This is a genomic window from Micromonospora sp. NPDC005220 (assembly GCF_040607895.1).
Lineage (GTDB): Bacteria > Actinomycetota > Actinomycetes > Mycobacteriales > Micromonosporaceae > Micromonospora.
In genome coordinates, this window is sequence record NZ_JBEXHP010000131.1 from 1 (window position 1) to 14,154 (window position 14,154).

The following is a 14,154-nucleotide window of genomic DNA, read 5'->3' on the forward strand; positions in this document are numbered from 1 at the left end:
CGGGTGTGGCTGGCCGTTGCTGTCGGCGGGGGCGTGCCGGCGCAGCAGCAGGCGCGGCTCGTCCACGCGCGCGTCGACCTCCACGGCGGCCCGCACCGCGGCGACCGCCCCCGCGAGACGCAGCGCATCCCCGGTGCGCACCGAGCCGCGGCTGCTCAGCAGGGCCGCGGCCAGCTCGGCGACGCCCATCACCCGGCCGCCGTCGCGCAACAGCTCGATGATCTGGGTACGCACGCTGCCGACCACCGGAATGTCGTCCCAGCGTTTGCGCTGCTTGCCGAGGATCTGCGCGATCCGGGCCGAGCTGATCCCTAGCGCGGTGGCGACCCGGGGCTGCTGCGGCCACAGCGGCAGGTCCGGCAGGGCACCGGACTCGTCGGGTAGGTGCAGCAGCAGCCGCATGGCGTCGAAGTCGTTGGGATAGCGGCTGTTCCTCGCCGGAACGAGCAGCGTGGCGATCGCGTCCAGGCCGACGCGTACCAGATCGGGGTCACCGTCCCCGGCTGCGGCCTCCTCCGTCGCGGCCTTGCGGGCGGCGGGCGTGGTGGGAATGGTCTCCCGCTCCCCCAGCCGGCCGCGCCACTCCTTGACCCGGCGCTGCAGCTCCTGCCGGGTCTTCGCGCCGAGGCCGGGAAGGTGGGCGAGCTTGTTGGCCACGGCGAGCAGGTCGCCGACGGTGGTGGCCTCCAGCCGGTGCGCGGCGGAGACCGCGCGCGGGGTGAGGCCGGCGGCCTCCAGCGCGGTGGCCCGGGTGGCCCTCGTGGCCGCCTCGTCGCGGGCCGCTTCCGCGCCCTCGACGTCCGGCTCGTCGGGAGCGATCTCCGGATGGTCGGTGCCGACCGGGGCGCTGGCGTCAGAGCGACGGAACACCTGCTGCCAGGCGTCGCGCAGGTCCTTCAGCGAGGCGTACCGCTGGCGATGATCACGGTGCAGGGCGCGCTGGAAAAACTCCACCAGCTCATCGCGGATCGCCGGGTCGAACGCCTCGGCGGCCAGCACCGGCGGGCCCTCGGTGAGCTGCGGTTCGGTGCCCCCGTCGCCCCAGACCGGCAGCTCGCCGGAGGCCATCTCGTGCAGGGTGACGGCAAGGGCGTACCACTCGGCGTGCTTGTCGTAGACCTGCCGAGTGGCGGTGCCGAGGAACGGGTCGAGGTAACGCGGGGTGCCGGCGTTGATCTCCTTGACCGAGACCCCGGCCAGCGAGAAGTCGAAGAGCACCAGCTGCCGGGTGCGGTTGGGGCGGATCCGGATGGCGATGTTGTCGGGCTTGATGTCGCGGTGGTAGACGCCCTCACCCTCCAGGTAATCCAGGGCGCCGAAGAGGTAGTCGCTGTAGGTTTCCAGCTCGTCGACGGTGAGCCGGCCGTCGTCGCGCAGCTTGCGGGCCAGGGTGCGGTCACCGGCGTGCTCCAGCACCACGACGGTGCGATTGCCGATCTGCAGCGGCTCGGGCCGGGCCAGCCGGATCACCCGGGAGTCGGTGAGCGGGCCCAGCACCCGGGCCTCGTGAGCCAGTCGAGCACCCTTCTCGTCGGAGAGCCCGACCTTGAGCACCTCCTCCCGCCGGGTGCGCTCGTTGAAGCCGAGGAACGCCCGGCAGGTCGAGCCGGTGCCGAGGCTGCGGACGATCTTCCACTCGCCGACCCGGTCGCCGCCGCGCGCTTCGAGAGGGTCGACCTGCTCGGGCTCCGGCTCCTCGGGGTGCACCGAGGGGGCGGGCGGGGCGGTCAGCTCGTCCTCGACAACCTGGAGCATCTCCACGAAGTCGGCGACGGTGGTGAGCCGCTGGGTGGGCACCGGGGCGGTAGCTGCCTGGATCAGCTCATCGGCGAACTCGCTGATGCCGTCGGCGACGGCAGCGGCTCGCAGGCCGTTGTCCCGGGCCAGCCGGGCGAGCAGCTCCGGGCGCTTGGCCGCCGGCGGCTGGCCGGTCAGGATCAGGTACGCCAGCGCGCCGAGGCCGAAGACGTCCATCGCGACCGCGTCGGGCTTCGGAGCGGTCAGCTCGGGCGCGAGGTACGCCTCCGCCGAGCGCTCGATGTGCGAGGCCGCGTGCGAGGAGAGGGTGACCGGGTCACCGCTGCTTCCACCGCTGGTGTCTGCGCCGCGGGTCGCCGCCTGCCAGTCGCTGATCTGCAGCTGGGGCGTCAGCCAGGCTTCCTCCTCGCTGCCGCCTCTCCTCGCGCGCCCCGCGCTGACCAGCACGCTGCGGGCCGACAGGGCCCGGTGGTGCAGCCGGCGGCGATGCGCGTACGCCACGGTCTCGGCGAGCTGGCGGATCATCGCCAGCCGGCTCAGCGCGTCCAGGCGGTCGCCGTACTGGGCCATGTAGTGGTCCAGGCGCACCGAGCGGGGGTCGTACCGGAAGATCAGCGCGGGGCCGGCCTCGTGCGACTCCATCGAGTCGACCTGCACGATGCCCGGGTGGTTGATGCCGTGCAATGCGAGCATCTCGCGCTTCGCGGCGCGTTCGATGCTGGCCCGCTCGGTCTGCACGGCGTTGCGTTCGACCAGGTAGATGCGCACCCGGCGGCGCTCCCGCTCCAGGTCGCGGTGCCGGGCCTGGTGGTCCTGCCACGTCGGGCCAACGTCGAACGGACGGGTCTCCAGGTCCCAGGCACCGATCTGGTAGTGCCGGCGGCTGCGGGCGATGCCGACCGTCTTGAGGAGCTCCGGCAACGCCGCCGACATCTCCTTGGTGACCCGCTGGCGCTCGTCCTGCGGGGGCCGCTGCAGCATCGAATCGATCGTCGGCAGCGAGCCGGGCTGGTGGCCGGGTGCCGGCTCCGGGCCGAAGATGCCGTGCAGGTGGTGCTCGGAGAGGCCGACGTGCAGGCCGGGCTTCGACAGGAAGACCGCCGCCTGCACGAAGGGGATCCTGACCGGCGGCCCCTTGCGCTGGGTCGCGGCGACCTGGAGCAGGGACTTGAGCTTCTTGGCCTTCATGTCCGCCAGGTGCAGCGGGTTGTCGAAGGTACGGGTGCCGCTTCCCGCCGGGCCCTGCAGGATCCAGTTGGACCCGCTGGAGATCAGCCGACCGTTCAGGCTCTTGATCTCGATGAGGTAGAGCCCGCCCGGAGCGGCGACCAGCAGGTCGACCTCGTAGGGGTGCCCGGTCTGGGCGGTGAAGGTGAAGTTCGACCAGGCGCGGTAGGGCTCAGTGTCCGGTAACAGAGCCTGGACGTGGGCCAGCGCCTCCCGCTCGTGCGCGAACTGCGACGGCGTGATCGTCGTCCACCGGCCCTCCTGCATGCCAGAGATCCTAGGGCCAGGTGACCAGGGGGCCGTCGCCCGGCGCTCTCCCATCGGTCAGCCTCATTAGGGGTCGGCGGCCAAGTTCGCGATACGCCCGCGGGAGATCGTCCACGGCGAGCACCTGCACCGGTGCCCTGTTGGCCTTATCCGTCACCGGTACCAGCGGGTAACCGCCGTCGGCGTCGTCCGGCCGGTGCAGAGCCGACTCGAGCGCGGTCACGGCGCTCGCGCGGGCCGCCCGCAGCATGTCCCGCCGAGTGACCAGCCCTTCGCCGCGGACGAGGAGGGCTTGTATGCGCGCGTCCACGGACCCACCCTGCCCCGGCGTGTCGCCGAGCACTGCCCACGCCGCGGCCGCTGTGGACAGCGGACGGTACAACGAACAGCTACCTCGGCGGGTAATGGTTCGCCTCCTTGTCTAATTGCCGAAGCTCAGCGCCTGCCGCAGATCCACGTCCAGGCTCTCGTTGTACTGCGGATCGGGCTCAGCCCCGGCAGCGCTGAGGACGGTGCTGAAGAAGCATCTGGCGCCAACGGCGAGGATCACGTGGAAGATGTCCGTGTCATCGAGACCGTGATCGCGCAGGCCCGCGACGTCGGCTTCGGTGATGGAGTTCGCATCGGACGCGACCTTTCCGGCGAAGTTGACGACTGCGACCTCCTGCGCGGAGAGAGCGGCGCTGCCGTGGTCCGACGCGATGGCGGCGACGGTCGGCGCGTCGAAGAACTTGTCCCGTAGGACCTTTCCATGTGCCAGGCCGCAGTAGGAGGATTTCAGAGCCCGGGCTGCGGCGAGGGTCGCCAACTCATAGCGGCGCAGCTCCATCCCGGCCTTCACCGCACCGTTGAGCTGCTGCCATGCCAGGTACACCGCTGGGCTGTGGGCGAACAACCTGGTGTAGTTGGGCAGGTAGCCCATCGCCTTCGTGTCGGTATCGAACATCCGCTCGGTCTCCGGCGACTGCTCTGCCTGCTCAAGGAAACTCATCCGACTCCTCCCCCTGCTTGACCGGGACGGTACGCCGTTGGGGCTGCCGACACAGTCGGGAAATCGGCCACGCAAGGGTGCCGCCACTTGACCGCCCGGCGGCGGGTTGAAGTGCCAGGTCAACGTTCACATCCGTTACAGGCTGTTGACGGCCTGAGAGACGCGCAGAACGGCATCGGCCACGGCGGTCACCGTTCCGGCACCTGCCAGCAGAGCCGGTAGCAGGCTGCGGATGCCCTCCACGTTGGGCCGTGGCTCGGCGGCGTACGCCGCAGCCGTGCTCGCCAACTGTGTCAGCCGTTCAGCCTCGCGAACCTCCGTGCGGTGCTTGGCGATCTCGTCGACCAGGGCAGCGACGAGCCCGGCGAGATCCGAGCCTCGACTGAAATCGTTGCTCCGGTTGTGCACCTGCGCGTGGTCACCGAAGACGTTCGCCTCACCGCTGATGTCGCCGCCGAAGTTGAACTGACTCACTGACTCATCCTTTCTGGTCGCCCGCCGGCCGGACCCGCGGGACACCAACCGATCAGTCCGACTGTTCATCGCGATAGACATTCGACATCCGTCCGTGGTTCCCGAAGATGTTGCCCCGGCCGGACACCTCCCCAATGTTGGTGATGTTGTTGATGATCCGTTGCCGTCCGGCGGCTATCTCCGACGTGTCGATGCCTTTGTCCGTCAGGAATGCGACCAGACAATCGATCACACCTCGCTGCATCCGCAACAGACAGTCACGCACATCCGCGACCTCGAAATAGCTCTCGATGCTCGTGGTCGCCGCGAGCTCGCGGGCGCTGAAGGGCGCCCCGTAGTCGTAGCGTCGACCCTCCTCGAGCGCCTCGTAGTGTTCCTGCGCCCGATCCTCGTGCGCCCTGGCCAGATCGATGCCCCGGTCCGAGCGCAGGAACAGCTCGGCAATGTAGGTGCGCCACGCCGCGATGGCGAGGGCCCAGGTGGTCGAGCGCCCATGAAGCGGGCTCAGATCCTCCCCAAACAGACCGTAGAACCCGGTGGCGGGCGCGGAGTCGCGAAGGACGGGCGGCAGGACGAACGCGGCGAACTCGCAGGACAGAATGCCAAGTTCGAGGGTGTAGCGGGCGAAGAGGGTGACGACGATCTGGCCACCCACGAGGCTCTTCGCCAGACACACATACGTCCTGGCCTGGTCACCCGGCGCGTCGCTACCCAGATCCACCCAGGAGGTTTCCAGCCGGGAAGGCGGACGTACCTCGTCTGGATGGAACAACCCCTCACAATCCGGCAGCACGTCCCCCCGCACGTAGATCCGCTTGGTGACCTCAATGTCGCTCAGCCCGAGCCGTGACCGAGCGAGCCGTATCAGATCGTCGTGCAGTTCTCGGACGGAGAAAGTCGCAGGTGGTCGCGTACCATCCCGATTCTGTTCTCGACTGCGGCTGACGTCGATGGGTGCCAGGGCCCAGCGGCCGATCTCGGTGCCGCTACCGACGAACGGGCTGTCCGCGAAAACGTCGAAGACGATCATGTTGGCGTCCTGCAAGGCGGCAAGCTCGTCTTCCAGGTCGGAATCGACCTCTGGCGCCTGGGCGGCCAGAGCCTTCTCCTCCGCCATGGTGCCGATCGCCGCCGCACGGGTTTCCTGAAGACTGAGGAAGGTCGTGTGCCACCCGACTCCGCACGCCACGGCGATGAGAGGCAGCGAGAGCAGCGCCGTCACCAGCCCGTCGCGCCAGAGGAGGAAGGTGCCGAGCGCGACCAGACCGAGCAACGAATAACGCGTCAGCGCGACCCCGCCGTACAGCTTGCGCCAATGGGTGTCGGCCGCCTGGGCGTGCCGCACCAGCGCAACCGCGTCCACCCCGAAAGGGGGACACCATGCCTTCGGGTTGTCGATGCTGTAATGCAGCAGCACCTGCGCCGCCAACGGCGGATGTAGGTGCATGGCGCAGCACATCTGTCGGCTGGCCAGGTCTTTCGGTACCGAGGGCAGCGTCGACCCCCCGCCGGTAAGGCCGGTCACCGTGTCGGCAACGTCTTTCGCACCGACACTTCTGGGAATTGACGATGCCATGCCGGGACAATAATTCCCGCACTGTCAATTCGCTGTCCATGATCTTTCAGTACCCGCCGCCGCCCTCAATTCGCGGGTATGTCCGGCCTGGGTCGTCCGGGACTCAGTGGGCGCGTCGGAGGAATGTGCAGCGTCGCCAGCGTGGCGAGATGGCGAGGGTCAGGCCGGACCATCGGCGTCAGCCGCCGTGCCACATGGGGGCACTGCGGTTCACGGTCTGCACGACGATGGCCGGCTCGGTGAGGACGGCGACCAGCCGTCGGGACGCCGCGACCGCGAGCGGGCCCAACGTCTGGTGCTCGATCACGGCGTGGCACAGCTGAAGTCCCAGCTCGGCCAGCTCGCGTCGACTCAGCTCGATCCGCCGTGGGTGCTCTCGCCGCCCGGCCAGCGCCGCTCGGATGCGGCGGCGTAGTTCGGCCTTTTCGTCGGTGTGGTGTCGCATCACCTCGACCGACCAGCGCCACGTCTCGGCGAGGAGCAGCAGGTCGACCCGGTCGGGCGGTTGGTCGGCGAGGAGCAGCTCCTGGTGGCAGACGGCCAGGGCCGTGGCGGGTTCACCGTCGTTGACGAGCAACCCGGCGAGCAGTCCCGCACCGATGGGTGCCGGCTCCCCGACGTCCTGGCCGGCAGAGGTACGCAACCGGTCCAAGCGGATGCGCGCCGCGTCGACGTCGACGTTGACGTGGTGCAGGACGGCCAGGAACTCCTGCATCCCAGAAACGGCCGGGCGGGTCGCGGAGGCAGATTCCGGCGTACCGCCGGTGGCCGCCTGGCTCAGCTCCTCGGCCGCGACGAGCAGCTCGGTCACCGGCGCGTCGTCCGCGATCAACCGGGCGACCCGCTGTCGTTGCACCGCCAGCGGCGTCGGCTCGGTGGGCGGTGGGACGAGTGCCAGCAGGCTCGCCAGCCGGGTCCACTCCCCCGCTGCCGCCCCGGCCAGCAGCGCCCGGCGCAGCGCCGCCACGGTGAGGTCGTCGGCGTACCCGATGCTCGCGGCCCGTACCTGCGTGACGTCGGCGAAGACGCCGAGCGCCTCCGGCCAGTAGCCGGCGCGGGCAAGCTCGACACCGAACTCCTCACGCAGCCGGCTGCCCCGTCGCGCGCTCACCGATCCGCCGGCGAGTCGGCTCTGGAGGCGGCCGTGCCGGAACCGGTAGGCGCCGGCGCCGTCGCGCAGCAGGCCGACGGCCTCGGCGTACGCCAGGAAGGCGAGCAGCCGGTGGGGTGTACGGCCACGGACGGCGAGGACGGCACGGGTGAGGGCGAAGCGCATCCACGCCCCGCCCCCGCGTCGGTGCAGCCACCAGCCCAGCCCGAACCCCACCCCGGCCCAGACCAGCGCCGGCAGCGGCGGCACGGCGGACAGCACCCCGGTGAGACGCAGCACCGCGACGATGATGAGCAGCCGGAGGACGCCGGTGGCGGCGCTGGCCAGCGCGGAGGCGACGCTGGCCGCGCGGTCGGCTTCCAGGGTTTCGACCACGCTTGTCGCACCGAGTTCGGCGGCGGGCGCGGCGACGTTCACCCGTAGTCCGGCCAGGACCACGCCGTACGCCCAGGTCACCAGAACGGCGGCCCGGACCGGGTCGGACCACGGTGGCAGCCCCGGAACGCGGTCCAGCAGCGCGACCAGGTGCGGGGTGGGCGCGTAGGCAGTGAGGACGGCAAAGGTGAACAGTGCCGTGAAAACCCCGACGAACAGCGCGCCGGGCACCCCGTCGCGGAACGCCCGGAGCCCGCCGACGAACGCCACCCGGCGGGGTCGTTCTCGACCGGCCCGACCCGAGCCGCGGACCAGCGCCACGACTGAGGCCAGCAGGAAGGCCGTCATCGTCAGGGCGCCCGTCTGGTGGACCAGATCGTCGAGGAGTCTCCGGGTCGGTGGGTGGCTGACCAGCTCCGCCGTCGCCGTGAGGGCGTCCGCGGAGAAGGTCAGCGTCAGCCAGACCGCCACCGCGGTACGCGCCCCGGCGACGAGTGCCCAGAACGGGCCGGGCTGGGCGTTCGCCAACTGCCACCAGCGGAACTCGCGGACGTCGAGCGACTCCATGTGCGCGGCGAGGAAGGTCAAATAACGCCGCGCGGTCTCGGGTTCCCAGCGCCGGAGCCCCTGGGAACCCCGGCGGGACCGCAGCGCGGCGTCCACCGCCCTGGTCAGCAGGTCGTCTTCGACGGAGCGTTGGCCCCGCTCGCGAGCCAGCGGCACGAGGTCCCGGGGATCGGTGCCCGGCTGGTCGAAGGCGCTACGCGCCATCGCCACCATCAGCGGGGTGGAGAGCGCGGCGGTCAGCTGAGGGGTGTCCCCGAGGGTGTCGGCGACCGTGGTCCAGTTGTCGACCTGGTGCAGCGGGGCCGCGTCCACCAGGTAGTCGGCGACCTCGGTGAGCGCTGGTGGTTCGAGCATGACCACGGCGGCGCCGCGCAGCTTCTCCCCCTGGGTCAGGTAGCGCTCGTAGACGGAGGTCCGGCAGGTGAGGACGAAACGTTGGGTCGGCAGTGTGTTGAGTTCGTCGAGGCAGGCGATCAGCCGGTCCTCGGGTACCTCGTCCAGTCCGTCGAGGACAGGCACCACCAGGTCGGTCTCGATGAGGTCGCGCAGCACGGCGTCGCGGCGCGGGTGACCGGCCGCGAGCCGCGGGTAGCGCCGGGCGATCCGGTCGACCAGCCAGTCGTGGAGGCCCTGCCGATCGGGATCCCACGAGTCGGCCGGGACCAACACCGGTACCGGGGTGTCCGGCTCGCGGTGCACGGGCAACTCCCGGGCCATCCGCAGCGCGAGGATCGATTTGCCGGAGCCGGCCGGTCCGAGCAACAGCAGCCGCCCGGAGGGTACCCGTCGGTAGCAGCTCCACAGTGTCCCGTTGCCACCGGCGAGGTCCACCGGGGCGGCCGAGCTGGATCGGCCGATGGCCCGCCAGGAGGGAAGGAACCGGTCGGGAGCGGTACGCCACCGCACCGGCAGCGGGTACGGCTCGTCGACGGTACGCAACAGCGCCTCGTCGGCCGGGTCGCGTCGGATCAGCTCCATGAGTTCGTCGGCGGCGGCACGGCGGTGGGCGGCCGCCTCGGCGAGACCCGCCGTTCCGGTGCGAAAGAGCTGGTCCAGCAGGACGTAGACGGCGATGACCCCGGCGACGACGCCCCAGGCCCAGTTGACCTTCTCGAAGTCGTACCGCAGCCACACCCACGCCGTGCCGCCCGCGGCCAGCGCGGCCACCACGCCCAGCGATCCCCACTTCCACCCGCGACGCCGCACCGCACGATTGTGGTCGACCCGCGCCCGCCAGGACACCCCGCCAGCGTCGGGCCCGCGTCAGGTCCGGCGGGTCGCCAAGATGGCGAGGGTTTCCCGGCGTACATCGTCGACTTCGTGCACGAGGCGGCGGTGGGCGAAGCGGACGACCAGGATCCCGATGGCCGCCAGTAGCGCGTCGCGGCGCAGGTCGATCTCCCGCTGACCTGGGCTGCCGTGGGTGGTGGCCCCGTCGAGTTCAATGTTGACCTGTTCCCGCTCGGCGAACATGTCGAGGTACATCGTGCGCCGTCCCACACGGATCGGCACCTGTCGTCGGAACGCCGGCATTCCAGGTCCGCTGAAGACGTGGTCGTGTCCCCAGACCTCCAGCGGGCTTCGGCAGCCGTCGGCGAGCCTGGTCAGCAGCGTCCGGAACGTTGCCCGGCCGGTCAGCTTCGGCGCGCGTTCCAGGGCTACCGACAGCCGCTCGGGAGTGGTCAGCCAGTTGTTGACCGCCCGGATCACGGGTCCTCGCCGCTCGCCGGGCGGCAAGGTCTGCCACGAGTCGACAAGGGTCGGCTCAAGACGGGTGACCGTCAGGCCCCTCCGGACGACCACCTGCGGCGGTTCGATTGCCAGGTCACGGCGTCGATGGACGACCACGCCGGGGCGGGTGCGCAGGCCGGCGCTCGACGCTGTGCTCAGGTGCACCAGATCACCGACCGCCTGCGTGCGCAGCCCCCAGACGCTGAGCGCACTCAGGTGGCTGAGCGCGCCGCAGCCCCCGGCCCAGGCGAGGGCCGCGCGCTGACCCAGGACGGGGTCGAGCCGACTCAGGGCAGGGGCGTCGGGCCGATCATCCATCAGATGCGTCGCCACGAACACCTCGGGCAACACCCGCACCAGTTCACCGTTACGGCAGGCCTGGTGCACCGTCCACGTTGCCACAACCTGCCCGGCCGCCCCGAGCGTCAGCAGCCCTCCGCCGAGCTCCACGAGTTCCCGAAGCACCAAGTTCACACTGCGACCGTGAAGCCCGTTCCGGTCCTCCGCAACCATGCGGGCCCGGGCACTGTGGACGAGAGTCAGTCTGTGGACAACAGCCAGCCGCGCTCAGGTCTGTGCTAGCGCTACCGATCGGTGGCAGTTCAGCGGGGCTGGGGTCGGCGTGTCGAGTGGCTGAGCTGCCAACGATCAAGGGAACACGTCACGACGGGACGTCGCGGTGGCGGAAGGCGGCCACGCCTGCCGTGAGGAGCAGCGCGGCCACCGCCGCCAGCACCACCAGGGGAAGCGCCGCCGGGTCGACCGCGGGCACTGCCGGCACATGGGTGTACGGCGAGACGTTGAGCGCGGCCTGCGGCAGCTCCAGCACCGCGCCGAGCTGCCCGAGGAGCAGGAACACCAGCAGCGCTGTCCAGGACAGCACCACCGACCAGCGGGGCAGCAGCCCGAAGATCGCGGTCACCACCCCGGCGACCACGAGCAGGGCGGGCAGTCGCAGCAGCGCGGCGCCGCCCAGCTCGACGGCTTGGTCGAGCGGGTCTCCAGCGACGATGCCGTAGCCGAGGCCGGTGGTCACGCCGGCGAGGAGCAGCAAAGCGACCGCGCCGAGCGTCGCGGCGAGCACCTGGGTGCCGAGCCAGCGGGTGCGGCTGACCGCCGTGGCGAGGGCGGCTTCCAGCACCCCGTCGGCTTCGTCGCCGCGGACCCGGAGCAGGGCCTGCACGACGTACGCGCCGATGGTCAGGGCGAAGAGGCCGAGCATCGCGGTCAGGTACGCCTTGATCAGGTCGTCTCCGCCGCCCATCGCGTTTATCGCTTCGGCGGCGGCCGGATTCGCGTCGATCATGTCGTTGAACTCGTCGGCGGCGACGCCCATGGGGAGGCCGAGCGCCGCCACCCCGACCGCCCAGCCGAGCAGCGTGCCGCGCTGCGTCCGCCAGGCCAGCCCGGTGGGGCTGAGCAGCCGTGGCGCGCCGGTCGCCGGGCCGCGTCGGGGGGCGATCAGCCCGGCGCCCTGGTCGCGTCGCTCGGCGAGGGCGTACGCCAGCGCCACCCCGGCGAGTAGCAGCGCGACGGGCAGGGCGAGCACCCACCAGCGTTCGCCGTCGAAGGCGCGTACCTGGTTGCCCCAGCCGAGCGGGGAGATCCACGACGGCCAGGCGCTGCGTACCCGGGTCCCGTCGGCGCTCTGCTCGCCGAGCACGTCCCCGGCGGCGCGGAGCACGAAGGAGAGCCCGACGGTGGCGGCGGCGAGCGCGTTGGCGCCGCGCGCGGTGACGGAGAGTTGGGCGGTGACAGCGGCGATCGCGGTGAAGGCGACCCCGACGCCGCTGATCGCGGCCGCTGCCGCGACGGAACCGGCGAGCGGCAGACCGGCGCCGACCAGCGCGACCGCGAGCAGCGCGGAGGCCAGGGCGTTCGCCGCGACGATGACGAGCAGGGCGGCGGTGAGCGCCGCGTACCGGCCGACCACGTTGGCGCCGAGCAGTTCGGCCCGGCCGGTCTCCTCGTTCTGGCGGGTGTGCCGGGTCACCGCGAAGGTGCTCAGCAGCGCCACGATCAGGGCCAGCGTCACGTACGTCTCGGCGACCACCACGGCGCCGAGGTCGGTGCCGTGGATGGGCCCGTTGAAGGCGCGGGCGACCAGGCTGGACGCCGACGTGGTGGCGTAGACCTGCCGGGCGGCCTCGTCGGGGTAGATGCCGGCGACGCTGCCGGCGAGGGCGTAGCCGAGCAGCGGGGTGCCGAGGACCCAGATCGCGAGGCGGATCCGGTCGCGGCGCAGCACGAGCCGGGCCAACCGGGTCGTGCCGGTGAGGGCGCTCACCGGAAACCGCCCTGCGTGGCCTGCGCGTCGGCGTCCGAGACGGCGGCGGCCGAGGCAGCGGCGGCGGCCGAGGCAGCGGCGGCGGCCGAGGCAGCGGCGGCCGGAGCGTCCGAGACGCCGTCGGCGGCGGGAGCGTCCGAGGCGGCGGCGGGGTCGTCGCCGTAGTGACGTAGGAAGAGCTGCTCCAGGGTGGGTGGCGTGCTGGTCAGCGCGCGGACGCCGAAGCGGATGAGCTGGCCGAGCAGTTCGCCGAGGTGGGCGGGGTCGACCTCCAGGTGGGTACGGCCGTCGACCTCGTGCACGTCGTGCACGCCGGGCAGCGCGTCCAGGCCGGTGACCGGGCGGTCGGTCTCGACGGTCACCGCCGTACGGGTGAGGTGGCGCAGCTCGGCGAGGGTCCCGGACTCGACGGTGCGACCCTCGCGGATGATGCTGACCCGGTCGCAGAGCGCCTCGACCTCGGCGAGCACGTGGCTGGAGAGCAGCACTGTGGCACCGGCCTGCTTGAGCCGCCGGACCTCGTCCTGGAACACCGCCTCCATCAGGGGGTCGAGGCCGGAGGTGGGCTCGTCGAGCACGTACAGCTCCACCGGGGAGGAGAAGGCGGCGACGATGGCGACCTTCTGCCGGTTGCCCTTGGAGTACGTGCGGCAGCGGCGGGTCGGGTCCAGGTCGAAGTGGTGCAGCAGCTCGTCGCGGCGACGCCGGTCGAGGCCGCCGCGCAGTTGACCGAGCAGGTCGATGGCTTCCCCGCCGGTGAGGTTGGGCCAGAGGCTGACGTCTCCCGGCACGTACGCCAGTCGGCGGTGCAGCCGGACCGCGTCGCGCCACGGGTCGGCGCCGAGCACCTGGGCGTCGCCGGAGTCGCGGCGGAGCAACCCGAGCAGGATGCGGATGGTGGTGGACTTTCCGGAGCCGTTGGGCCCGAGGAAACCGTGCACCTCCCCCTGCTCGACGTGCAGATCCAGCCCGTCGAGTGCCCGGATGGCGCCGAACGTCTTGACCAGGTTGCCGATCGAGATGACGGGCATGGCCCCTCCTGCCGTTGGCTGCGTCGACCGTCTCCACTGTACTGACCGATGGTCAGTAGAATCAACGGTGATTGTGCCCACCGGTCAGGACGCCGCTAGGCTGGCCGGCATGACCGCCGATCCCGCGGACGACACCCGCACCCGGATTCTGCGCGCCGCGCTCGACCTGTTCGCCGAACACGGCTACCAGCGCACCTCGCTGCGTCAGATCGGCGAACGGCTGCGGCTCACCAAGACCGCGATCCTGTACCACTTCCCGGCCAAGGAGAACCTGCTCGCCGCCCTGGTCGAGCCCCTGGTGGCGGACCTGGAGACGCTGCTCGACTCGGCCCAGAGTCAGCCCACCGAGTTGGCCCGGTGGACGGTGCTGGAGGGCTGGGTGGACATCATGCTCGCCCATCGTCGACCGCTCGGCATGCTCTTCCACGACATCGCGCTGGTCGGCCGGGGCGACACGTACCACCGCCTGATAGTGATCGCGATGCGGGCCAACGACCTCATCGCCGGACCGGACGCCGGGCGCCGGGAACGGGTCCGGGCGGTGCAGGCGGTCGCCGCGTGCAGCGATCCGATCGTCTTCTTCACCGACGTGTCCGACGAGGTGCTGCGCGCCGACATGCTCGACGGCGTACGCCGACTGCTGGCCCCGCTAGCCGCGGACGCCGCCGCCCCGCTGCCCCTGGACGCGGCAGCCGGGCCGTCAGCGGACGCCGCAGGCCGGTCCCACGCGGACGCCGACGCCGCAGGCCGGTCCCACGC

9 protein-coding genes and 1 pseudogene are annotated in these 14,154 nt (G+C 71.3%); 1 reads left to right on the plus strand and 9 read right to left on the minus strand.

Annotated elements, in window-relative coordinates:
* The 9 genes and pseudogenes from pglW to ABZU52_RS28725 all read right to left on the minus strand — a co-directional run.
* On the minus strand, positions 1-3,252 hold a 3,252-nt coding region (gene pglW / locus ABZU52_RS28685), incomplete at its 3' end, for a BREX system serine/threonine kinase PglW (protein ID WP_354974080.1).
* A gap of 10 nt (positions 3,253-3,262) precedes the next feature.
* A complete protein-coding gene (locus ABZU52_RS28690) occupies positions 3,263-3,562 on the minus strand; it encodes a hypothetical protein (protein WP_354974081.1) in 300 nt (99 codons plus the stop codon).
* A gap of 111 nt (positions 3,563-3,673) precedes the next feature.
* Positions 3,674-4,243, minus strand: coding sequence for a peroxidase (locus tag ABZU52_RS28695; protein ID WP_354974082.1), 570 nt, complete (start codon positions 4,241-4,243; stop codon positions 3,674-3,676).
* Positions 4,244-4,378: 135 nt separating this feature from the next.
* Positions 4,379-4,717, minus strand: coding sequence for a hypothetical protein (locus ABZU52_RS28700; protein WP_354974083.1), 339 nt, complete (start codon positions 4,715-4,717; stop codon positions 4,379-4,381).
* Positions 4,718-4,769: 52 nt separating this feature from the next.
* Positions 4,770-6,293, minus strand: coding sequence for a hypothetical protein (locus ABZU52_RS28705; RefSeq protein WP_354974084.1), 1,524 nt, complete (start codon positions 6,291-6,293; stop codon positions 4,770-4,772).
* A 178-nt stretch (positions 6,294-6,471) separates the two neighbouring features.
* Entirely contained in the window at positions 6,472-9,552 is a 3,081-nt protein-coding gene (locus tag ABZU52_RS28710; RefSeq protein ID WP_354974085.1) for a hypothetical protein, read from the minus strand.
* A 57-nt stretch (positions 9,553-9,609) separates the two neighbouring features.
* The gene (locus ABZU52_RS28715; RefSeq protein ID WP_354974086.1) at positions 9,610-10,551 is read right to left on the minus strand and encodes a DUF559 domain-containing protein; all 942 of its coding nucleotides are present in this window, start codon (positions 10,549-10,551) and stop codon (positions 9,610-9,612) included.
* Between the two features lie 187 nt (positions 10,552-10,738).
* Positions 10,739-12,364 (minus strand): anibiotic ABC transporter, encoded by a 1,626-nt coding sequence (locus ABZU52_RS28720; protein ID WP_354974087.1) that lies wholly within the window; start codon positions 12,362-12,364, stop codon positions 10,739-10,741.
* Between the two features lie 161 nt (positions 12,365-12,525).
* Positions 12,526-13,395 (minus strand): annotated as a pseudogene (locus tag ABZU52_RS28725) (ABC transporter ATP-binding protein); the annotation flags it as partial.
* A 109-nt stretch (positions 13,396-13,504) separates the two neighbouring features.
* On the opposite strand from ABZU52_RS28725, the gene ABZU52_RS28730 reads away from it, so the two are divergent.
* Positions 13,505-14,154: helix-turn-helix domain-containing protein (locus ABZU52_RS28730; RefSeq protein ID WP_354974088.1), on the plus strand; the 650-nt coding region annotated here is incomplete at its 3' end.